We start from the raw sequence: 23,612 nt of genomic DNA on the forward strand, positions 1-23,612 counted from the left end.
AAGCAAAAGGTAGATCGGGAATGGCAGTAAATGATGACGTAAAATTTGGCACAAATGTGAAAATCTTTCATCCCCATCTTGTCAACCTTTACGGTTGTACGATTGGTGATGAAACTAAAATTGGTACCTTTGTAGAGATCCAGAAAAATGTAATTGTAGGAAGTAGGTGTAAAATATCGTCACACAGCTTTCTTTGTGAAGGTGTCTTTATTGAAGATGAAGTGTTTATTGGTCATGGTGTGATGTTTACCAATGACCTTTATCCACAAGCAACCAATGAAGACGGTAGCTTGAAGACAGATTCTGATTGGGATGTAGTCAAAACACGGGTGAAATACCGTGCCTCGATTGGTAGTAATGCCACTATCTTGGCAGGAGTGACAGTTGGGGAAAAAGCTATAATTGGGGCTGGGGCAGTAGTGACTTGTGATGTCCCCGATTACGCAATTGTAGTGGGAGTACCTGCACGTGTTATTGGTGATGTACGCGATCGCACCTCAAACCCAGAAATGGTAATTAGCAAATAGCATCGCAGTATTAGTAGTATCAAAATTTCCATTAACTATCCACAGCAGTAATTTATATTCACAACACACCCGTAATTCTGATAGATGAAAAATTACGGGTGTTGATTTTGAAAACAAGCTAAAAATTGTCAATTAGTAGTTGATAAATTCTGAATAAAAGGCAATGACAAATAACATTAATATCGGTGTAATTGGCTATGGCTACTGGGGGCCAAATTTAGTCAGAAATTTTGCTGAAATTCCAGGAGCAAAAGTAAAAACTGTTAGCGATTTTAAGCCAGAATTACTAGCGAAAGCCCAAGCCAGATATCCTAACATTCAAGTGACAACACATTGTCGGGATATATTTGCAGATCCTAAAATTGATGCAGTTGCGATCGCCACACCAGTTTCCACTCACTTCGACTTGGCGATGGCTGCCTTGCAAGCTGGTAAGCACGTACTAGTAGAAAAGCCGATTACTGTCTCCTCTGAACAAGCAATGCGGCTAATTGAGGAAGCAGAAAAACGTAACTTAGTGTTAATGGTGGATCACACCTTTGTCTATACTGGTGCTGTACGCAAAATGCATGATTTAGTTGCCACCAACGTACTAGGCGATATTTATTACTACGATTCTGTACGTGTTAATTTAGGACTATTCCAGCATGATGTAAATGTCCTTTGGGATCTGGCAGTACACGACCTTTCCATTATGGACTATGTTTTGCCATCCAAGCCCTATGCCGTTTCTGCTACAGGTATTAGTCATGTTCCAGGGGAACCTGAAAATATTGCTTACTTAACCTTATTCTTTGATGGCAACTTGATTGCTCATATTCATGTAAACTGGTTGGCACCTGTGAAAGTGCGTCGGACACTGATTGGTGGCAGTCAACGCATGATTGTTTACGATGACTTAGAACCCAGTGAAAAAGTAAAGATTTACGACAAGGGAATCACAGTCAATGGCAATTCTGAAAAAGTGTACCAGATGCTGATTGGTTACCGCGCGGGTGATATGTGGGCACCACATTTGGACATGACAGAAGCACTGCGGACAGAAGGATTACACTTCATCAATTGTATTGAAAAAGGCGATCGCCCGATTACGGACGGAGAAGCGGGACTGTGGGTAGTGAGAATCCTTGAAGCTGCTACCCAGTCTATGAAACAGCATGGTCGATTAGTAGAACTAAATTTAGCAGAGGTAGCAGCGTGATTCCATTCGTAGATCTGAAAAGCCAGTATTTAAGCATTAAAGACGAAATTGATACAGCGATTTTAAAAGTCCTTGAAAGTACACAATTTGTCTTGGGGAAAGAGGTAGCAGCTTTTGAGGAAGAATTTGCTGCATACTGTGATACTGATTCTGGCATTGCTGTCAATACAGGTACTAGCGCCTTACACCTAGCCCTATTAGCCGCTGGCATTGGCCCCGGTGACGAAGTAATTACCGTCAGCTTCACCTTTGTTGCTACTGCCGCAGCTATTTGTTATACAGGTGCTACGCCTGTTTTCGTAGATATCGATCCTGTTTCATACACTATAGATGTAACGCAGATTGAAAAGGCAATCACCGAACGAACTAAGGCCATTTTGCCCGTGCATCTATATGGTCAACCAGCGGATATGGAGCCAATCATGGAGATTGCCCAGCGTTATGGTCTGGTTGTAATTGAGGATGCGGCACAAGCTCATGGGGCAGAGTACAAAGGTCGACGGATAGGCAGTATAGGTGATATAGGTTGTTTCAGTTTTTACCCTGGAAAGAACTTAGGAGCTTACGGAGAGGGAGGCATAGTTGTTACAAATAATCCGGAATACGCCCGTACTATTCGGATGCTACGCGACTGGGGGCAGGAACGCAAGTATCACCATGTTCTCAAAGGCTACAACTACCGTATGGATGGCATTCAGGGGGCAATATTACGGGTAAAGTTACGCTATTTAGACCAGTGGACTGAGGCACGTAGAAGCCATGCGGCAAGGTACGACGAACTATTGGCAGAATCAGGTGTAAAAACTCCCGTTGTGATGCCCTACAGCCATCATGTTTATCATGTTTATGCAGTGCGAAACTCGCAGCGGGATGTGCTACAACAAAAGCTCAACGAGCAAGGAGTTCAGACAGGCATTCATTATCCCATTCCCGTACACTTACAGCAAGCCTATGCTGATTTAGGATATAAACCTGGTGACTTTCCTTATTCTGAGTTGGCAGCAAATGAAGTACTTTCACTGCCAATGTATGCAGAACTTTCTCCAGAACAGCTAAAAATTGTTAGTGCAGCCGTGGTGAGAGCGTCTGATGTTTGAGCAAGTTACGAGTAGAATCGTCAAAGCTGTACATGGTTCGCAAGAATTAAAGTTAGACCCAGAATATGAGTTGGGGCTAGCAGAGTATTTACGCCATAAGTACGGTAATAACGGGTTAATCGAATTGTACGCCCGCTTTGCTGTTGGTGATGGAGATTTTGATGCACTGATGCGGCGAGTTATTTGGCGTGCAGTAGCAAATAGATTTGGCAACGGCGTTCGTATTAGTAGCGGTGTAGGTTTCAAGCATTTAGAAACATTTGAAATCGGGAACCAAGTCTTCATTGGTTCACAAAGCTATCTTCAGGGAAGATTCGATGGCAAGTGTGTTATTGGTAACCATGTTTGGATTGGGCCGCAGAGTTATTTTGATGCCCGTGACTTAATTATTGAAGATTACGTGGGCTGGGGGCCAGGAGCAAAAGTACTGGGATCAACTCATACCGGGTTGCCAATAGATATTCCCATCATTCAAACAGACCTAGAAATAAAATCGGTAAGAATTGAAGCCGGAGCCGATATCGGGATGAACGCAGCGATCCTTCCTGGGGTAACAATTGGCAAAGGCAGTATTGTCGGAGCCGGAGCAGTTGTCACCAAGGATGTATCGCCATTTGCCATTGTAGCTGGTGTTCCAGCTAAGTTTTTACGCTGGCGAGAAGGATACGAACCATCGGAGAACAACGAAAATGCAAAATAAGCGAATTTTAATTACAGGTGGTGCAGGTTTAGTTGGTTCCTATATTGCCGATTTACTGGTAAAGGAAGGGGTCTCTGAGATTATTGTCCTCGATAACTTTACGCGCGGACGTTTAGAGAACCTAGCGTGGGCAAAAGAGCATGGCCCTTTGGTAATTGTAGAAGGCGACATCCGGGATCAAAAGCTACTAAAAGAGGTGATGCAAGGTGTGGATGTAGTCTTTCACCAAGCAGCAATCCGCATTACCCAATGTGCAGAAGAACCGCGTTTGGCTTTAGAAGTATTGGCAGATGGCACCTTCAATGTTTTGGAAGCCGCAGTCAACGCCAAGGTGAAAAAAGTAGTTGCTGCTTCTTCTGCTTCCATTTACGGGATGGCGGAAAGCTTCCCCACTGACGAGTCGCACAACCCCTACAATAACCGCACTCTCTACGGTGCTGCTAAAACTTTCAATGAGGGTCTGTTACGTAGCTTCTATGATATGTACGGTTTAAACTACGTAGCATTACGTTATTTCAACGTTTACGGTCCGCGTATGGATATTTACGGTGTCTACACTGAAGTATTGATTCGCTGGATGGATCGTATTGCTGCTGGTAAACCTCCATTGATTTTCGGTGATGGCAAGCAGACGATGGACTTTGTATACATTGAAGATATCGCCAGAGCTAATATCTTAGCTGCGAAAGCAGATGTTACCGACGAAGTGTTTAATATTGCTAGTGGTGTTGAAACCAGCCTGAATGACCTTGCCTATAGTTTGGCTAAGGTTATGGGGTCAAATTTGCAGCCGGAGTACGGCCCAGAGCGCAAAGTCAATCCCGTACAACGCCGACTTGCAGATGTCAGCAAAGCGAAGAAACTTTTGGGGTTTGAGGCAGAGGTTTCTCTAGAAGAGGGATTGCGTCGGTTAGTGAGTTGGTGGCACGAACAAAAGCTGACAAAGGAAGCAACTAATGTCTGAAAAGATACAAAATATCCCGATCACTAAACCCTGGATGGGGGAAGCAGAGGCAGAGGCAACAAGACGTGCAATCATATCTGGTTGGGTCACGCAGGGGCCAGAAGTTGCAGCCTTCGAGCAGGAATTTGCTGCTTACGTAGGGGCAAAACACGCCTGTGCGGTTTCCAATTGTACCACAGCCTTACACTTAGCATTGTTGGCAGTTGGCGTGCAGCCAACTGATGAGGTGATTACAGTTAGTCACTCCTACATTGCTACCGCCAACAGCATTCGTTACTGTGGGGCGACGCCTGTATTTGTGGATATTGAACCGCAGACATATAATATCAATCCAATTTTAATCGAGGATGCGATTAGCGATCGCACTCGCGCCATTTTGGTAGTCCACCAAATGGGGATGCCTTGTAACCTGAAAGCGATCTTGGAGATTGCCCACAGTCACAATTTGCCAGTCATTGAAGACGCCGCCTGTGCTATTGGTAGTGAAATTCTCTGGGATGGGCAGTGGGAGAAAATCGGCAAACCACACGGGGATATTGCTTGTTTTTCTTTCCACCCCCGGAAAGTAATTACCACTGGTGATGGTGGAATGCTGACTACCAACAATCCCGAATGGGACAAGCAATTTCGTCTCTGGCGCCAACATGGTATGAGCGTTCCGGACACCGTGCGTCACGGTGCAAAACAGGTAATATTTGAGTCTTATCCAATTTTAGGTTACAACTACCGGATGACCGATATCCAAGCAGCAGTCGGACGGGAGCAACTCAAACGCCTACCAGAGATTGTCGAACGTCGGCGTTATTTAGCACAAAGATATCAGGAAATGCTTGCAGATGTGCCTGAATTGAAATTACCAACAGAACCAGCTTGGGTAAAAAGTAACTGGCAGAGTTACTGCGTCAGGCTACCTGCAAAATCTGACCAACGGCAAGTAATGCAGACAATGCTGGATGCAGGAATAGCTACACGCCGGGGGATTATGTGTGCCCACCGAGAAGTAGCATATGAACATGAAACTTGGTCGTGTGGAAGCGAAAAAGAAAATTGTCACTGTACAAAAGGAACTTGCGATCGCCTGTTTGAGAGTGAGCAAGCACAAGACCATACTATAGTATTACCCCTGTACCATCAAATGACTCAGCAGGAACAAGACTATGTAGTAAAAGTTTTGAACATGGCTTGTCAGGTTTAAAGAAAAATTCCTTTAGTATCAGTTACTTTCAGCAAAATCAAGCAAGCATTCGCCCAGTAACTCTAATTTATAGGAGTAACTTTTTCAATTAGTAACATTAAGTACTTACTTATTAAGTATTTATGGCTGATAAATCTATCTGTCTTCTTGGTCATTCTCCTTACGAATTGTAAAGAAGATTGAATAGAAATTCAGTCAATATATCACATGATTTTTTAGAAAATAAATAAATTTTACAGCACATATCTATGACTACCGTCTTTACCAATCAAGCTCCAAGCATTTCAGATTTCACCGATGGAGTTCCCTACGAGTTAGGAATGAAATTCCGCAGCTCTACAGGGGGACAGATTAATGCAATTCGCTTTTGGAAAGCTCCAAGCGAGACAGGAACTCATACTGGCAAGATCTGGACGGCAGCAGGAACTCTGCTGGAAAGCGTAACTTTTTCTAACGAGACTGCTTCTGGCTGGCAGGAGGAGGCTCTCAGCACGCCAGTTACCATTCAAGCTGATACGACTTATGTAGTCAGTGTTAACATAAATTCTTATTATGTCGCTACTTATGATGAACTGGCAAGCCCCATAGTCAATGGCGATATTAGCTCAGTAGCAGACGGTAACAATGGGGTGTTTAATGGGACGGCAGGAGCTTTCCCCAGCAATTCCTACCGGAATACAAATTATTATCGCGACATCGACTTTGTAGCTGTTGTCCTGCCGACCATTACAAAGGTCAGCGGCGATAATCAAACTGGTGCGACTGGTGCAACTCTGCCCGATCCTTTGGTTGTCCAGGTCAAAGACGGTGCTGGTAATCCTCAATCTGGGGTCACGGTAAACTTTGCCGTGACTAGTGGCGGAGGGTCTGTCTCGCCTGCTAGTGCAGTAACGAATGCCAACGGTGAGGCCAGTACCACCTTAACCCTGGGAGCTAGCCCTGGTGCGATACTTCCTGTAGCTAATAGGGTAAGTGCTACAGCAGACGAAATAGGTAGCGTTACCTTCTCAGCCACTGCTAATCCACCAGGAAACGCACAATCAGTTCTGACAACTCAATCTCCAAGCAATGCAAATGCCACTGATAGTGTTCCCTATGAACTAGGAATGAAATTCCGCAGTGCTAAAGGGGGACAGATTAGTGCCGTTCGCTTTTGGAAAGCTGCTAGCGAGACAGGAACTCATGTTGGCAAGATCTGGACAGCAGGGGGAACGCTCCTAGAAAGTGTAACTTTTACTAACGAGACGACTTCCGGTTGGCAGGAGCAGCTTCTAGAGACGCCAGTTACTATCCAACCTAATACGACCTATGTTGTCTCAGTTAACGTCAACTCCCATTATGTCATCACTTATAGTGAACTGGGAAGCTCCATAGTCAATGGCGACCTTAGCTCTGTAGCAGACGGTAATAATGGAGTTTACAATGTCAGTCCCAATTCTTTTCCAACAAGTTCTTACCAGAATAGTAACTATTATTGCGACATTGCCTTTTTAGTTGGCAGTAACTTAGTTAAAGTCAGTGGAGACAATCAAATTGGCGCAGTAGGGTCAGTTCTGCCCAACTCCCTAGTCGTTCGAGTTGTAAACTCTCAAAACAATCCTCAATCAGGCGTCACAGTTAACTTTGCTGTTACTAGTGGTGGAGGGTCAGTTTCACCCACCAGTGCAGTAACAAATTCTAGCGGTGAAGCGAGTACAGTCTTGACGCTAGGGTCAGTTCCTACAGGGCCTGATGGAGTGGTAGTGACAGCGACGGCAGATGGCATCGGTAGCGCCACCTTCTCGGCTACAGCAACTCCGACAAACCCTAATCCCATCTATTTGGAAAACCTAAATTCCGGCACGACTAACTGGAAGCTTGTTAACCGAGCCAGTGGTGAGATTGCTGGCTATGCCTCAGCAACCAGTGTTAATAAGGGGGCAACGCTGGACATAAAAGTTTCTCTTGGACAACCCGGACAGTTTACCATCGACGTGTACCGATTGGGCTACTATCGTGGCACGGGAGGCAGGCTGATGGCGAGCAGCGGGTCGCTCAATGGCACGACTCAACCCGCCTGTACCTTAGACCCAGATACCCGCTTGATCGAGTGTAACTGGTCAACTTCCTATACCGTACAGGTAGGCAATAACTGGACTAGTGGTCTTTATGTCGCCAAACTAACTGACCAAGCGACTAGTAAAATAGCGCACGTGTGGTTTGTAGTTCGCGATGATAGCAGCACTGCTGATATTGTGTTCCAAAGCGCCGTTTCTTGTGTACTAGCGTATAGCACGACGGGGGGTTACAGCTTGTACAGCTTTAACAGCATAGGTGGCCAGAGAGCTTTTAAGGTTTCCTACGACCGACCCTTCTCCCAGGCAAGCTATCAAGAGTCTTACGAGTTCGATACAATGCTGCGATGGGAATACAATATGGTGCGCTGGCTGGAATCTCAAGCTTACAATGTCACCTACACTGATAATATGCAGGTTCACTCCAACGGACAAAGTTTGCTCAATCACAAAGTGTTCCTGTCTGTGGGTCATGATGAGTATTGGTCTAAAGAAATGCGCGATGCCGTCGAGGCTGCTCGCAGTGCCGGAATTAATTTGGGATTTTTCTCTGCCAATACTTGCTATTGGCGAGTGAGGTTTGAAAATTCCACCTCTGCTGCTGGGCAAGTGAATCCCAACCGAGTGATGGCGTGCTATAAACAAGATTGGGCATCAGATCCAGTCGCTCAACAGCAGGGTTCATCCGCAGCCACTAATAAATTCCGCAGCGTTCAGAACCAGCGGCCGGAAAACGCTTTATTAGGAATCATGTACGGTAGCGATACCACACATCTCTACGGTGGTTATAACTATGTCGTCACCAACAGTAGTGATCCTTACTATGCAAATACCGGACTTCAGAATGGGGATCAGATCAATCTTTTAGTGGGCTATGAATGGGATTTTATCGTGAATAATGGGTCTAGTCCTGCTGGTCTGGTCACCTTGTCCGAGTCAACAGTCCAGCCTGCTGCTCTATTGCCAACCTTCGACGAACCGCCTGGAGAACAAACCCTCCCTGCCAACCAGGATTTTACCAAAGCCCACTCTGTCCGCTACACAGCTGGTGGAGCTAAAGTCTTTGCCTCCGGCACTAACCAGTGGTCATGGGGTCTAGACAGTGATGATGTCAGCCCAGCTAGGGAAGATAATCGCGTCAAGCAAATAACCGTCAATATTTTAGCAGATATGGGAGCTAGACCCCAAACGCCAAATGCAAACCTCATTGTTCCTTAAACTATCCCAAGAAATATAATCATGTCACCGTTAAAACGCCGACGATTTACCCAGCTAGCTGCCGCCAGTTTGACTTCCACCATTGTTGCTGATGTCTCTAGTAAAGCGCTTGCTCAAAATAATGGGCAGAGTCAGGGAAATGAGCAGAGTCAGGAGGTTCTTTATGGAGTAAAGCTTTTTAAAGAATCCAAAGCCCAAAATCAGGAAGAATCCAATGCTCGAAGAAATCGGGAAGACGAAACTCCAACACTGGAACTGATCGCTGCTGATGTGGGAACAGGAAATGTTGTCTCTAAAAAAAATGTGCCATCTCAGTCTGTAGATAATCCATCGTCTACAAAGAAAAAATCTCGGGCCTTCTTTACTGGTGAATCTGACCGGGTTACCAAAGCTACAGCACTTGGAGACGGAAATTTAGTAATTTCTACAGTTTCTAATCAGAGAGATGGTTATGTCAACCATCTCACTTTTACTGTCGAAGGTGCTAAGAAAGATAAATTCAAAGCGAAAAAAATCTTAGACTTAGAACCGAATCAGACTGTTGAAAGCTTGTTAAGCCTTCCCAAAGATCAACTTCTGTGCATAGTGGGAATTGAGGGTGTCCCGCCTTTTGCGTTCATAACGCTCGATTCCAAAAACGGTAAAATTATTTCTGAAGATGAACTGGCTCTACCCCCCCTACCGCTCAACCATCGATTTGCTAACCTATGCCAAGATGCGAAGGGAAACATTTTCGCAACCGAGACTGGCCCAGATGGTAGCCCCATTTTAATCTATTTGAACTTACAGGAAAAAGCCACACTTACTGGTAAAGTTAAAATTCAAAGACTAACTCCATTGAATATTGAAGGGCGTCCCCTCATCAACGATGTTGAAGATTTGAACTTCTCTTCCTCCGGTCAATTGTATGCGCTTACTGCTGATAAGGGTGGAAAGAAAACCTTATTTAAGGTAGAAGCAAGAAGCGGCAAGATGGAGTCGGTCAAGGAGTTTGAAGCCGAAAAGTTTGCGTTTGTTCTTTAAAACCTGTCCGATCGCATGGGTGCAACTGTTGAGCGATCGCTTTCTTCCTATTGTTAAGCTAAAGGTAGTTGGTCGGATTTTCTCTGTTATGTATCAAACAGATCCTCCTCGCTCTCCTAAAGAAGTACTGCCTACAATGTACGATCTTAAAAGTGAAGATCCAGAGGAACCAGGGTTGCCTGACGAATTTCACGACCTCCAGCCTGAACTCCTGCGTCTTACTTTCCGCCCCGCCAATTATCCAGCCGACCAAATCTTTGTCGCCAGTGACTTAAATCTCTACTACGATCCCCGCCATCCCCAGTGGTACAAGCGCCCGGATTGGTTTGCTGTACTTGGAGTTTCCCGATTGTACGAACAGCAGGATTTGCGCTTAAGTTACGTTACTTGGCAGGAAGGAGTTAATCCCTTTGTAGTAGTCGAACTACTCTCTCCTGGTACTGAAAAGGAAGACTTAGGACAAACTCTGCGGGAAGTTAATCAAGCACCAACAAAGTGGGAAGTATACGAACAAATCTTGCGAGTCCCTTATTACTTCGTGTTTAATCGCTATACAGATGAATTACAAGCATTTGGACTAGTAACCAGTCGTTACCAAGCTTTGCCTATCGAAGGACAGGGACTGTGGTTAGAAGAAGTGCAGTTAGGATTAGGACTTTGGCAAGGTTCTTACCAGGGTATTGAACGGTTATGGCTACGTTGGTATGATGCGGTAGGTGCTTGGATAGCCACCCCAGCAGAACTAGCTGAACAAGAACGCCAACGGACTGAGCAGGAACGCCAACGAGCGGAGCAAGAACGCCAACGTGCCGAACAGGAACATCAACGCGCTGAACAATTGGCAGCACGACTGCGAGCTTTGGGCATAGACCCCGATTTGCCGTAAACCCCTTGATAAAATAAGGGGCATAGCTTGAGAGAGATTTGGCCATGAGTGTTACAGGCAATCTGACAAATTTTCCTGGACTTGATTTACCAATTGCGGCTTTGTTAGCTGGAGATTTGATAATAGTGTTAACACAAGTGCAAAGGAATATTGCCACAGAAGCACATCAAGTGTTTGTTGAGCAACTTGCACAAAGGCGATCGCATAGTGTTTCTATTTAGTAAAGTTTTTATTACTTCATTAATTAGTATTTATAGGAAAGGTTCAAGCGATCGCTGTAATCGTTTGAACCTTTTCTATAGATGAAAAATTCTGTAAAACATTACAGAATTTGATGGACTCTCAATTGTGCTATTTGTTGTCACTGCAGCATTACATACATGATGTTTCTCAAATCTCTGTGTCAGCCTTGAATATTGCACTTAGCAAAGATGAGCTGAATTTAGGAAAAGAATATTAATGGAAAAAATAGCTAACAATACACTTAGCCTTTGGCGAGAAGAAGGTTGTCACATAATTCAAAAAAACTTCAATGTGTTTCGTAGCCTTGTCAAACAGGCAAAAGACTTAGCACAGCAAGGCAAGTATGACGCGGCAGCAGCCTATGCAGATGTTGCTGCCTTATATGCCACTCTTCAACATAGCGGTCTTTTTGTAAGTTTAGAACTAGAGCAAGTTCTTCTCAAGATTGGCACAGAAGCTATACAAAGTAGCTTTGATCGCACGAAGAACACATCTTTGCAAAAAACACCAAAAAATGTACTACACGTTGCTACATCAGTAAAAGGCATAGGTGGACATTCCAGAATGATTTGGCGATGGATTCAGCAGGATACACAGCGATCGCACTCTGTGGTACTCACGCGGCAGGAACCGCTCAAGGTGCCTCGTATGTTAACAGACGTTGTGACTAACAGTCACGGTAGTGTATGTGTACTCAACAACACTATTGGCAGTCTTGTTTCTTGGGCCAAAAGACTACGTGAAATTGCTGCTTCTGCAGATGTAGTTGTGCTCCATACATTATGCGATGATGTAATTCCAAGCATTGCATTTGCTAATGAGGAGCAATCACCACCGATTGTTTTTGTAAACCATGCTGACCAATATTTTTGGCTGGGAGCTAGTATCAGCAATGTTGTAGCAAATCTCCGCAAGTCTGGAATGACCCTATCAAAAGAGCGTAGAGGCGTTGAAGCAGAGCGCAATCTACTACTTCCTATAATTTTAAATCCCACACATAGAACACTTTCTCGAACAGAGGCAAAGCGACAGCTTGGTCTTGATGAAAGCAACATCTTAATTCTCTCAATCGCTAGATCAGTTAAGTACAGAACTATCAACGAAAGCAGCTTCGCTGATGTGCATATTCCAGTGTTAAAACAATATGACCGAGCTATTTTGATAGTCATTGGCCCAGGTAATAGTGAAGATTGGTCTTCAGCTATCGAGCAAACTCAAGGAAGAATAAGAGTCTTTCAAGAGCGTGAAGACACCGCTGTTTTCTTGCAGGCAGCTGATATCTATGTTGATTCTTTTCCAATGCCCTCGACTACCTCACTCCTAGAAGCCGGAAGCTATGATTTGCCCTTAGTTAGTCGCTTTCCCTACTCCGATGCATCAGATATCCTTAGTGCCGATGCACCGGGTATGGATGACAATCTGATTCGCGTGCGTAATCTTGAACAGTATACCGAGGTTTTGTCGCGCTTAATTGAAGATGAAAAATTCAGGCTGTCATTAGGGGAAGCAACCAAGAAATGCATTGCACAAATGCATACGGGAGATGGTTGGCAGCACTTGTTGGAAGACATATATACTCGTGCTGCTAATACGCCTAGACCTAAGTTAAATTTAACTGCTGCGGTAATGGACACAATGTTTCTTAGCGAGCCTGATGTCTTGTTGCCACGGGTCTTTTCTCAGAAAGACATTGGCGTTGGGGAGTTGATTCAATCCCGTCTTCGGCTTATGCCATTCACTCAAAGATTACATATTTGGAGTGAGTTAATCAAAAAGCATGGGTTTGGTCAGGTTAGTCTCTTACTACCTGAGTGGTTTTACTTACGCTACTACTCGCGCTTACGAGAAATGAGGCTGTAAAAATGTATTTCTATTAGTAAAGTTCAGGATTAATATAACACCGGAAATTATGAAAGAAAAAATAGTCTGCACAATTATTACAAAAAGTTACTTAGCTCATGCACGAGCATTAGCAAACTCGCTGACTGAAAATAATCCTGATATCAAACTATATGTTTTGCTAGCAGATCAAATAGACGGATACTTTGATCCTGAACAAGAACCTTTCAATTTAATTCGACTCGAAGATTTACCAGACCAGCAAACAGTCCAAAGAATGTGCTTTTACTATACGCCATTTGAATTATGCTGTGCATTGCGAGGAATGCTACACAAATATATTTACGAAAATGAACTTGCACGTTTATGGTTATTTTTGGACTCTGATATTATAATTTACAATTCGCTTGAAGAAATATTTCAGCAACTTGAAACAACTTCTATTTTATTAAATCCACACCTAGTAGCTCCTATTAATCATGCTAATTATGATGTGCTAGAAGTAAGAATTCTAGGGTCTGGTGTTTACAATGCAGGTTTTCTTGGAATTAAAAGAACTGATGAAGCTGGAAAGTTTATAGAATGGTTCAATCAAAGACTTAGCCACTATGCCTTTCAAAGAAGAGGCGAAGGAGAAATGAATTTGCTTTTCGTAGATCAATTATGGCTAAATCTTGCTCCTACTATATTCAAGGAAGTTGCATTATTAGTTCATCCAGGAGCTAATGTAGGATATTGGAGTCTAGTTTCAAATTCGATTTACAAGAAAGATAGTAACTATTTTATCAATGATAAACCTGTATTGTTTATCCATTTCACTGGATGGGATATATCTCAACCTTCTATCGCTTCTAAATATTTACCATCTGAAAAGAATACAAGTATTTGGGAAGAAATAGGAAATAAATACAAGAAAGTTTTATTAGAATGTGATTACGAAGAGTGTAAAAAATATCCTTATGCCTTTAATTTATTTAGTAATGGCAAAATTATTACTCCAGCAATGCGCTACTTTTATTATAAACTTATAAATAAAAATTCAAAAGAATTACAAGCAAATCATATAGAACCTTTCAAAAGTTATGATGATTTGTATTTCGGTATTTATAAAGAAAAAATAGAAAGTTTTTTATGTAAAGTTTTAAGAATATATGAGTATGATTATTTAAATGCCAAACTATATCAAAAATTCAGAAAACCCATTATTAATGAGATATTAAATAAATTTTCCAGATTTTCCCAAAAATAATTTCAAGCTCTTTAAAGACTATTTATAATGAGAATAGTTCACATAACTCCAACTTATTTTGACAATTCATCAGTCATAGGTGGTGGCGAACGCTATCCAACAGAATTAGCCTCATGGATGTCAAAATTTGTAGACACTACTCTTGTCAGTTTTTCTTCAGTACGTAAATCTTATCGTCAAGAGACTCTCAAAACAGAGATTTACCCTGTTAAATATTTAATTCATGGTAACAAGTCAAATCCTCTTAGTTTCTCATACTTAGGCTCAATTTTAAATGCAGATATAGTACATATTCACCATATTTATACTTTGGTTTCCGATCTAGGTTGTCTGACTGCTTTTTTGCTGGGTAAACGAGTTTTTGTCACAGACTACGGTGGAGGAGGAAGTCTAGTACTGAACCAGAAACTACCAGTTTTCCAATGCTATAAAAACGCGATCGCCTATTCTCGCTTTGGCTTAAACTTTATTCCTAAAGAACTACAAAAAAAGGCTGTTTTGATTAAAGGAGGCATTGATACAGATAAATTTTGCCCCAATCCATCCTTGAGGAAGAAAAACAAAATTTTGTATGTTGGTAGAATCTTGCCCCATAAAGGTATCAATTATTTAATTGAAGGATTTCGCAGCTTAAATCGCCCAGATTACAAGCTTAAAATTGTTGGCAGAGTTTATAATGAAGAATTTTACCAATATCTCAAACAATTAGCAGAAGGTGTGTCTGTAGAGTTTGTTCATGATGCAGACGATTTAAAATTGCTGCATGAATACCGCACTGCTTTAGTAACAGTTTTACCTTCAGTTCACACTGACTGTTATGGTAACTACAGCCCTGTTCCAGAATTAATGGGCTTCACTTTGCTAGAATCTCAAGCTTGCGGAACTCCAGCCATCTGCACAGATGCAGGAGCAATGCATGAGTTTGTAGATAATGGAAATACTGGTTTTGTTGTCAAGCAGAATTCAGGGGAGGCGATCGCTGCTGCTCTCAGTCAAATTATTAACTTATCTCCAATGAAATACACCGAATTTCAAGCCCGTTGCCGTGAATGGGTAGAATCTCTAAGTTGGTCAATGGTTGTTCAGAAACATTTAGATTTTTATAAAAGTACTAAGTAATTTTTGTATAAGGTAATTTTGCCATGCGATCGCTTCGCATACTGATAGCTACACATTCTCCTCTTTCTACAGAATTTGGTGCCGGTCAAATGGCGATTAATCTAGCAGAAGCATTTCGGGAACAAGGACACGACGTGACTTTGTGGTCTCCTTATCCGATGCCTAACATGACTAGGTGGTGGCAAGGTCTTCAAAGTCTTCAACTGATGCGGTCAAAGCTAGATGAGTTTCTTGAGAGTCAGAAACCCTTTGATATAATTGATTGCTATGCTCCATTTATTACCAAAAAAGCTAGCAGAGCAGGCTTAGTAGTAGCTCGTAGTGTTCAACCTGAGATTTTATACATACTCTCTCAAATAAATAATTCACAAGAAACAGGTCTAAGAAAATTAGCCTTACTGCCATTCAGTTATTTGTTTTCGATAGCACACTTATTTTTATTAATACAAGCATGGGGAAGGGCAAAATATATTCTTTGCCTCGGTAGCCTAGAACTTCAATGGATGAAGAAATGGTTTCCTTGGTGGAGAAACAAGTTAACTTATTATAAAAATGCACTTTCAAAAACCGATCAAGTAGAACTAGCTAAAGTCCGCCTAAATCGAAAAAAGAATCAGAAAGAAGGCACTAGATTTCTGTGGATAGGGCGTTGGGTTGCCCACAAAGGAATTAAAGAACTTGTTGATTTTATAGTTAAAAGAGCGGCATCATATCCCCAAGACACTTTTACAATTGCTGGATGTGGTAACAATGCTGAAAAAGATTTTCCAATTGAATTAATTCAATCAGGTACAGTAAAAATCCTACCTTCATTTGAAAGAATTCAGCTTTACTATCTTCTTGCTAATCATGATATGGGTTTATTTACAAGTAGAGTTGAAGGTTGGGGACTTGTGTTAAATGAAATGCTAGAGTCTGGAATGCCTGTTTTTGCAACCCCAGCAGGAGGAGTACTTGATTTGCAGCAATTCTCGAAGGATATGCTAAGAAAATTTCCACCTCCATTAGGACAAATATCCAATGAACAAATAATTTCCATGTGTATGGACAATTATTACAGTATATTTTCATGGGAAACGATAGCAAAAAATTATATTGATTTTATAGGAAATAATATTGTTTAACCGATAGTATTATTTTTCCACTTACAAACATAATTAACTCAATCATTTTTAAAGAGTTAATATATTAAGTACAAAAATTGATGAAATTTAAACCAGCAGTATTAAGCCTTGGAAAGTTTAAGCCTTGGAAAGTTTTGCCACTGAACTTGCCTAAAACAAATCCTCTAGTGTTAGTTCCGTAAACAACAGAAAAGCATACCAAATTTTGCCTTTAAAAGCAGACATAATATGAAAACTCCGTATATCGGCATCCTAATGGAAAGCCCGATTCAGTATCACGCACCACTGTTTCAGTTTTTAGCAAAGGACAGTCGCTTTCGCTTGAAAGTGATGTATATGTCTCAGCGAGGAGTGAAACCATTTTATAATCGACAACTAAACTTGACCCTGCATTGGGATATTCCAGTTTTGGAAGGTTATGATTATTTATTTTTAGATAATCACTCTCCGATTACTGACGACGGTGAAAGTTTTTGGACTCTTTTGAACTTAGGAGTTCACAACACTATTGCCCAAGAAAAATTTGATGCGGTTTGGGTACATGGTTATGCATATGCAACTTGTTGGTTAGCACTTTTAGCCTGTCAAGCAAAAGGGATACCCCTATTTTTGCGAGGAGAAAGCGAAGACTTTTTCCCTCGATCCAAATGGAAAACAAAGGTTCGCGATCTAGGGTTATCTGTTTTTCTGAAGCGAATTGCAGCAGCTTTATATATTGGCTCCTACAACCGAGAATTTTATCTCAATCACCATGTCCCAGAAGAACGTCTTTTCTATGTACCTTATAATGTCGATAATGACTGGTTTAATACCCAAACACCAGAGCGTCTAGAATTTCGTAAGCAAGTGCGGGCTGAATTAGGGCTGGATGAAAACACAATAGTTTTCATTATGGCTTCCAAACATCGTCCAGACCGTTATCCAATGGATGTTGTCCAAGCATTCTGCCAAATCCCAAAAGAACTCAATACAGCTTTACTGGTGCTAGGAGATGGTGTGCTGCGACCAGAATTGGAAACTTATGCTCAAGCTCATGCAGATGGGCGACGCATTCACTTTTTAGGTTTAATTCCGCAGTCAAAATATCCTGGTTATTTAGGGACAGGTGATATTCTCATCCACCCATCTTCAGAAACTTGGGGATGCGCAATTAATGAGGGAATCTCTGCTAGTTTAGCGGTCATTTCATCCGATCAAGTTCTGGGATGGAGAGATATGGTCTATCCAGAAGTCAACGGTTTGATTTACCCCTTCCACAATGTAGAAGCACTAGCTCAGTGTATTCTATCTTTAGCTCAACAACCAGAACGGGTGCAACAAATGCGGCAAGCATCGCGTAAGTTGAGCGAAGAAATGGATTTTGGAGTTTGTGCAGATGGCATAGCAATGGCATTAGAGCGTTATTCTAAAGCCGCTGTCAACTACACTGCTCAATAGTCAAGTCATTTTTGGCTTTGGTGTGCACAGTTAAGATTTAATTAAAGGAGACAGCATTGGTACAAAATACTGACTCAATATCCACTACACTAACCACAACAACTGCAACAGTTCCTCCAATTGCTGTTGGTTCATTTAGAAAACTTCTGCCAAAATTACCGAAACCAGCCAAAACCCTCTCTCTACTTGATGTTGGTTGTGGACAAGGCAATTATCTTCCCTTTTTTGCACCTGATTCTGTTGGCTTAGAACTGAGTGATACAGAGTTGCACAAATGCCGTGAAAAGAACTTAACCGTTTACAAGTGGTCATTTACAGATACCTTCCCTAGTGAATTGGCGGGTAGGCAATTTGATGCAGCAATGCTCAGTCATTTTTTAGAACATGTTTTTTCTCCACACTTAGTTTTGTTGGAAATAAGGAAGTACCTTAAATCTGAAGGACTGCTGATTATCCACTGTCCTATTGTGAATCCGCTCACAGGAATTTCCGATCGACTTGCTCGTCGATATGGTTGGCAGAAAGGCTTTCATGGCGCATTGTTTGGCGATCATATCAACTTTTTTACTGCTACTACCTTGCGTTATACCTGTGAAATGGCTGGCTTTAAAACACTTTATTTAGGTAGTCCTTATTTACCAAATTTCTTAGCTAAATTACTTCTTCCTTTCTGGCCATCAGCTTGGTTGATTTGTCAAAAAATTGATAATTATCAATACAATCATGAATCCTGTAAGTCATTAGACGAGCAAGGTAATATTTTTTGGAGAATTTAAAGGTAAACAATTTTGGCTGGAATTACTATTGCTTATAGTGGCGTTCACCAAATGTATCAAGTTGCCCTAGCTGCTCAAGAATTAGGATGTCTGGATCACTTTTTCTGCTCCTTAATTGATGCACCAGGTAAGTGGGGCGCTTTATTTACCAAAATTTTTGGACGCGATCGCTTGGTTAATCGGTGGCGACCAGAACTTGATACTAAACGAGTAACCGAATATCCTTGGCCTTTTTTACTCCAATTGATTAAAAAGTTTTCTAAAGGAACTCTTGTTCCTGAAGTTTGGGAAGATACTAACAATGCATTTGATGTTTGGGCGGCTCAACAGCTGAAAAAAGTTGATAGTTGTTTATTTGTAGGAGGAGAAACTTGTGCTTTACGGTCTTTAGAAATTGCTCAGGAGCGCGGAATAAAAACTCTTTTAGACTGCCATCAAGTACATCCAGATTTTTTGGATAGAGTTATAGCTGAGGCTGCATCAGATTTGAGTATCTCAGTTCCTGAAACTATAGATACTCCAACTTGGCGAAAACAAAAACTACGAGAATTTGAACTTGCAGATTTTTTACTTCTAATTTCCGAACCTCAGAAGCGGAGTTTTTTAGAAGCAGGCTTTTCTCCTGAAAAATTGGCAACAATCACATTATGGGCAGATACAAGTATTTTTTACCCTCCACCAGCACCAATTAATAAAAATCCTAACGTATTGCGTGTATTATTTGTAGGCGGGCTTTCTTTACGTAAAGGAGTCCCCTACTTATTACGGGCAACTGAGTTATGTGGTTCAGATGTACAACTGACTTTGATCGGTTCCAAAACCTCAGAAATCAATGATTTTTTGAACAAAGCAGAAGGCAAATTTAATTATGTACCAAGTATGACCAAAGCCCAATTGCGAGAATATTATTGGCAGTCGGATGTCTTGGTCTTACCTTCTTTGGTTGATACCTTTGGCTGGGTGGCAATGGAAGCAATGGCTTGTGGTTTACCTGTGATTGTTAGCGAAAACTGTGGCGTTCCTGTTCCAGATGAGAGCTGGCGAGTGCCAATTATGAATGCTGAAGCGATCGCCAAAAAACTTTTAATATTGCGAGACAATCGAGAGTATTGTGCAAGTCTAAGTGAAATAGCAGCAAAATTTTCCCAACAATTTACTTCTAAACTTTACCGTGAAAAATTGCAAGCTTTATTCAAGCAAATTTTGTTACAACGATAACTAACAAGAATTAATCTCGTCAGATGATTGTCCAGATTGTGCCACGATTGCCTCCATTTACTACCGGAGTCGGTGATTATGCACTAGCATTAGCCAGGCAATTACGTCAAGACTTTGGGATTGCAACTTACTTTGTAGTGGGCGATCCCAATTGGAATGGAGCTACAGAGGTAGAAGATTTTCCCATTAAAAGAGTTAACGAGCGTTCAGCAAAAGCCTTGACTTCCGTCTTAGCAGAATTTTCTTCCTCTACTAAGATACTCCTACATTATGTAGGTTATGGTTATGCTCCACGAGGTTGTCCTTTTTGGTTGGTAGACGGGCTGCGGCAATGGCAAATCAAGGAGAGTAAAGGTACTTTAGTTACCATGTTCCATGAACTTTACGCTGCTGGTTACCCGATTTGGAGTAGTGGATTCTGGACCGAACCAGTGCAAAAGTATCTTGTGGCTCGTCTTGTCAGTATTAGCGATCGCGTTATTACTAACAAGCCTGAGTACGCAAAGGTACTGCACAAACTTTGTCCAGGTAAAAACCAGCAAATTCCTATTTTGCCCGTTTTTTCAAATGTTGGTGAGCCAGAAAAAATATTACCGCTAGCTGATCGAAAGCAACAGCTAGTGGTTTTTGGTGGCGCTGGGAATCGATTAAAAGTTTATGAACAATCGGTATCTGCTCTCAAACGTGTTTGTCGAGAACTAAATATTCAGGAAATTATTGATATCGGCCCGCCGCTAAATCTATTAATACCTGAAATTAATAATATTCCTGTAGTGACGTTAGGGCAACAATCTGCGGAAAAAGTAAGTGCTATCCTTCAAAATTCATGGGTAGGTTTTTTCAACTATCCTCTTGACTTTTTAACCCGCTCAACTATATTCGCTGCCTATTGTGCTCATTGTGTTATTCCAGTTGGCACAAGCTATTACGCTTGGGGAAAAGAGCAGGATGGATTAGAGGAAAACAAGCATTATTGGTTAGTAGATCGCCAAACTGAAGAATTGAACTTATTTTTAGGAGACGCGATCGCTAAAAATGCCTATAAATGGTATCAAGACCATAATTTAACTACTCAAGCGAAATGTTTTGCAAACTTGCTTGAAAAATCTCTTGTTGATGTGCAGCACAAGTAACCGACTGATACTTATGACTGAATTTCCATAAACTACAAGTATTTTTTAGGAATTTGATTGATATCGTATTAGAGCAATTCTAATCCCTTTTTTCTTGAGTAAATTTAATAAATTTGGTTTTGCCTGTAGCCTCCACAGCTTTTAAATTATCCAAATTAAGTTTTATGAAAATTTTAATATATTCATCTGTATTTTATCCAAGTATAGGTGGTTTAGAAGCGATTATATCTGCTTTAGCCCACGAGTTTACCTTCCACGGTCATCATGTCAAGCTGGTTACACATACCGTTACAGACCAAACTGACAATTTCCCGTTTGAAGTAATTCGCTGTCCCACAATTAATCAATTCCTAAACTTAACTCGTTGGTGCGATTTGTGCTTTCATGGTTGCATAAGCCTAAAAGCAATTTGGCCTGCTTTACTTCTTAGAAAACCTTTGGTAGTTACACATCAAACATGGTATCGATATCCAGGAACTAAAATAACCTGGCAAACGGCGCTGAAGCACTGGATAACACGCTTTGCTACTAACATTGCACCTAGTGAGGCGATCGCTGCCCTACTTCCAGTTCCTGTTACAGTTATTCCCAACTCCTACCGTGATGATGTGTTTTACGAAATCCCAGAAGTTAACCGCAACCAAGATTTAGTTTTTCTTGGCCGTTTAGTTTCAGATAAAGGAGTTGATTTACTTCTCAACTCACTAGCACTACTTAAGCAGCAGAATTTACAACCCAACTTAACAATTATTGGTCAAGGGCCAGAAGAACCTAATCTTAGAAAGCAAGTACAAACTCTTGGAATTGTAGATCAAGTTAAGTTTGTAGGTACTCAGGTTGGAGAAGCTCTAGCTCGACTGCTGAATTCTCACAAAATTTTGGTTGTACCCTCTCAATGGCAGGAGCCATTTGGCATTGTTGCTTTAGAAGGAATTGCCTGTGGCTGCATGGTAGTTGGTTCAGCACAAGGTGGATTGAAAGATGCCATAGGCCCATGTGGAATGACATTTCCAAATGGAAATATAGAAGCTTTGACTCAGATTTTAGCCGATCTACTTCGCAATCATGCCAAACTAGAGATGTATCGAGCAAATCGAGAAATTCATTTGGCAAGACATCGTAAAGATTATGTTGCTAAAGCATATCTCCAAGTTATGGAAAGAATAGCGCAATGAATTTAATATTTTTTGCTCTACCTTTTCTATTCATTTCAGTTCTTGCCGTCACTAATCTAAATTGGCGGCAGTTAGTGAAGATAGTATTATTTTTAGTTATTATTGATGGCGCTTTACGAAAGTGGATTTTACCCCAAGCTAGTAATTTAATTTATCTTTTGAAAGATGTTATTTTGATTTGTGCTTATCTTAAATTTTTTATTTTTACTTACAAAAAATATCCCCTGATTACAAATAAGTACATTTCTATTGCTCATATATTTTTTGCTCTTGCTTCAACATGGCTATTTTTTCAGTCTTTTAATCCTGATTTGGGGTCGCCAATCATTGGCATATTTGGTCTTAGCCGTTATATCTTGTATGTCCCCTTGATGTGGTTAATTCCTTATCTTTTTGATTCGGAAAAAGACTTTTATCAATTTGTACGCAACTATCTTTTGTGTTTAATTCCAGTTTGTGTTCTGGGAATTTTTCAATTTTATAGTCCGCCTTCTAGTTTTATCAATATTGCTCCAGGAGGAGCAGAAGCGGCTGAAGCGCTTCAATTTGGAGACAGTAAAATTCGGATATCTAGTACATTTGCGTTTAATAATATTTATACAAGCTATTTAGTAGTTTGTTTTGGCTTTTTACTCCCATTTATCATAGAGCAGAAAAAAACTCACTTTGTCTGGAAAGCTCTTACTTTCTTAGAACTGTTCTTGATGATAGCTAATTTATTTATGACAGGCTCTCGTGGAGTAATTGTATATTGTAGCCTAATTTTATTAGGTTATCTTGGTGTCAAGAGTTTTGATAATTGGGCAACAATTGTGAAATCACTCAGAAAATTTGCTATTCCTGCTGTGATAGTAATGATTATACTGCCTATTTGGTTTGCTCCAGCAATTGATGCCTTTTCCAGTCGTAAAACTACTTCAAAAGAATTTTCCGAGCGATTTGGAGCTACTGTTTACATTCAATCTGATTCCTCCAGCAAGTCTTTTTTTGATGGGTATGGTACTGGTGCAACCCAGTCAGGAAATCAGGCTCTAAGAAACATTTTTTCCTTGCCTGCTGGTTTAAATCCTCCACCTGCTGAATCTGAAATATACCGTGTCACTCTTGAAATTGGGTTAGTGGGTCTTATATTGTGGTATGGAATGCGTATTTCTCTTTTGGTAGCGCTTTGGTTCGTATATCGAAAACTCCAGAGTCCTTACCTAAAAGACATGGCATTGATTGCTTTGCTCATTCATTTACAGTTGCTACCTGGTCAGGTTGTTGTTCATCCAGTGGCTAACGTTTATTACTGGTTTTTAAGTGGTTTTATATTTTTGTTACCTTGTTTAGAAATAAAAAACATTTATGACAATCAATGTTTATCTATGTTTACTGCCCATAGAGAAGCTATAGACAAGCAGAATTAAATTGATTATTTGATTGCGTAAATAA

At 41.1% G+C, this 23,612-nt stretch carries 20 protein-coding genes; all 20 read left to right on the forward strand.

Going from position 1 to position 23,612, the window contains the following annotated elements; translation table 11 throughout:
• Window positions 1-20: 20 nt before the first annotated feature.
• The 20 genes from UYC_RS0126300 (at window position 21) to UYC_RS0126395 (ending at window position 23,587) form a co-directional block, all read left to right on the forward strand.
• The gene (locus UYC_RS0126300) at window positions 21-527 is read left to right on the forward strand and encodes an acyltransferase (RefSeq protein ID WP_016874306.1); all 507 of its coding nucleotides are present in this window, start codon (window positions 21-23) and stop codon (window positions 525-527) included.
• A 163-nt stretch (window positions 528-690) separates the two neighbouring features.
• Entirely contained in the window at window positions 691-1,728 is a 1,038-nt protein-coding gene (locus tag UYC_RS0126305; protein ID WP_016874305.1) for a Gfo/Idh/MocA family protein, read from the forward strand.
• Window positions 1,725-2,825 (forward strand): DegT/DnrJ/EryC1/StrS family aminotransferase, encoded by a 1,101-nt coding sequence (locus UYC_RS0126310; RefSeq protein ID WP_016874304.1) that lies wholly within the window; start codon window positions 1,725-1,727, stop codon window positions 2,823-2,825. Before UYC_RS0126305 ends, UYC_RS0126310 begins: the two co-directional genes overlap by 4 nt.
• Complete coding sequence (locus UYC_RS0126315; RefSeq protein WP_016874303.1) at window positions 2,818-3,525, forward strand: acyltransferase; 708 nt, start codon at window positions 2,818-2,820, stop codon at window positions 3,523-3,525. Before UYC_RS0126310 ends, UYC_RS0126315 begins: the two co-directional genes overlap by 8 nt.
• Complete coding sequence (locus UYC_RS0126320) at window positions 3,515-4,489, forward strand: SDR family NAD(P)-dependent oxidoreductase (RefSeq protein WP_016874302.1); 975 nt, start codon at window positions 3,515-3,517, stop codon at window positions 4,487-4,489. Before UYC_RS0126315 ends, UYC_RS0126320 begins: the two co-directional genes overlap by 11 nt.
• On the forward strand, window positions 4,482-5,684 hold the full coding sequence (locus UYC_RS0126325; protein WP_016874301.1) for a DegT/DnrJ/EryC1/StrS family aminotransferase: 1,203 nt from the start codon (window positions 4,482-4,484) through the stop codon (window positions 5,682-5,684). The genes UYC_RS0126320 and UYC_RS0126325 overlap by 8 nt, the downstream gene beginning before the upstream one ends.
• 248 nt (window positions 5,685-5,932) lie before the next feature.
• Entirely contained in the window at window positions 5,933-8,956 is a 3,024-nt protein-coding gene (locus UYC_RS0126330) for a N,N-dimethylformamidase beta subunit family domain-containing protein (protein WP_016874300.1), read from the forward strand.
• A gap of 21 nt (window positions 8,957-8,977) precedes the next feature.
• Window positions 8,978-9,979: a hypothetical protein gene (locus tag UYC_RS0126335; protein ID WP_016874299.1), complete on the forward strand. Its 1,002-nt coding sequence runs from the start codon at window positions 8,978-8,980 to the stop codon at window positions 9,977-9,979.
• Between the two features lie 88 nt (window positions 9,980-10,067).
• Window positions 10,068-10,865 (forward strand): Uma2 family endonuclease, encoded by a 798-nt coding sequence (locus UYC_RS0126340; RefSeq protein ID WP_026087436.1) that lies wholly within the window; start codon window positions 10,068-10,070, stop codon window positions 10,863-10,865.
• Window positions 10,866-10,909: 44 nt separating this feature from the next.
• The gene (locus tag UYC_RS39100; RefSeq protein WP_016874297.1) at window positions 10,910-11,086 is read left to right on the forward strand and encodes a hypothetical protein; all 177 of its coding nucleotides are present in this window, start codon (window positions 10,910-10,912) and stop codon (window positions 11,084-11,086) included.
• Window positions 11,087-11,324: 238 nt separating this feature from the next.
• Window positions 11,325-12,968, forward strand: coding sequence for a glycosyltransferase family protein (locus tag UYC_RS0126350; RefSeq protein ID WP_016874296.1), 1,644 nt, complete (start codon window positions 11,325-11,327; stop codon window positions 12,966-12,968).
• A gap of 49 nt (window positions 12,969-13,017) precedes the next feature.
• Window positions 13,018-14,196, forward strand: a complete 1,179-nt coding sequence (locus UYC_RS0126355; protein WP_016874295.1) for a glycosyltransferase family protein — start codon at window positions 13,018-13,020, stop codon at window positions 14,194-14,196.
• A 27-nt stretch (window positions 14,197-14,223) separates the two neighbouring features.
• The gene (locus UYC_RS0126360; RefSeq protein WP_016874294.1) at window positions 14,224-15,315 is read left to right on the forward strand and encodes a glycosyltransferase family 4 protein; all 1,092 of its coding nucleotides are present in this window, start codon (window positions 14,224-14,226) and stop codon (window positions 15,313-15,315) included.
• Window positions 15,316-15,338: 23 nt separating this feature from the next.
• A complete protein-coding gene (locus tag UYC_RS0126365) occupies window positions 15,339-16,439 on the forward strand; it encodes a glycosyltransferase family 4 protein (protein ID WP_016874293.1) in 1,101 nt (366 codons plus the stop codon).
• A 228-nt stretch (window positions 16,440-16,667) separates the two neighbouring features.
• Window positions 16,668-17,876, forward strand: coding sequence for a glycosyltransferase family 4 protein (locus UYC_RS0126370; RefSeq protein ID WP_235082931.1), 1,209 nt, complete (start codon window positions 16,668-16,670; stop codon window positions 17,874-17,876).
• Window positions 17,877-17,932: 56 nt separating this feature from the next.
• On the forward strand, window positions 17,933-18,652 hold the full coding sequence (locus UYC_RS0126375; RefSeq protein WP_016874291.1) for a class I SAM-dependent methyltransferase: 720 nt from the start codon (window positions 17,933-17,935) through the stop codon (window positions 18,650-18,652).
• A 12-nt stretch (window positions 18,653-18,664) separates the two neighbouring features.
• Window positions 18,665-19,870 (forward strand): glycosyltransferase family 4 protein, encoded by a 1,206-nt coding sequence (locus UYC_RS0126380; protein WP_016874290.1) that lies wholly within the window; start codon window positions 18,665-18,667, stop codon window positions 19,868-19,870.
• A gap of 23 nt (window positions 19,871-19,893) precedes the next feature.
• Window positions 19,894-21,003, forward strand: a complete 1,110-nt coding sequence (locus UYC_RS0126385) for a glycosyltransferase family protein (RefSeq protein WP_016874289.1) — start codon at window positions 19,894-19,896, stop codon at window positions 21,001-21,003.
• Window positions 21,004-21,167: 164 nt separating this feature from the next.
• A complete protein-coding gene (locus UYC_RS0126390; RefSeq protein WP_016874288.1) occupies window positions 21,168-22,178 on the forward strand; it encodes a glycosyltransferase family 4 protein in 1,011 nt (336 codons plus the stop codon).
• Window positions 22,175-23,587: an O-antigen ligase family protein gene (locus UYC_RS0126395; RefSeq protein ID WP_016874287.1), complete on the forward strand. Its 1,413-nt coding sequence runs from the start codon at window positions 22,175-22,177 to the stop codon at window positions 23,585-23,587. Before UYC_RS0126390 ends, UYC_RS0126395 begins: the two co-directional genes overlap by 4 nt.
• The last annotated feature ends 25 nt before the right edge of the window (window positions 23,588-23,612 follow it).

Origin of the sequence: Chlorogloeopsis fritschii PCC 6912 (assembly GCF_000317285.1) — a bacterium.
In the GTDB taxonomy this organism is placed as follows: Bacteria; Cyanobacteriota; Cyanobacteriia; order Cyanobacteriales; family Nostocaceae; genus Chlorogloeopsis; species Chlorogloeopsis fritschii.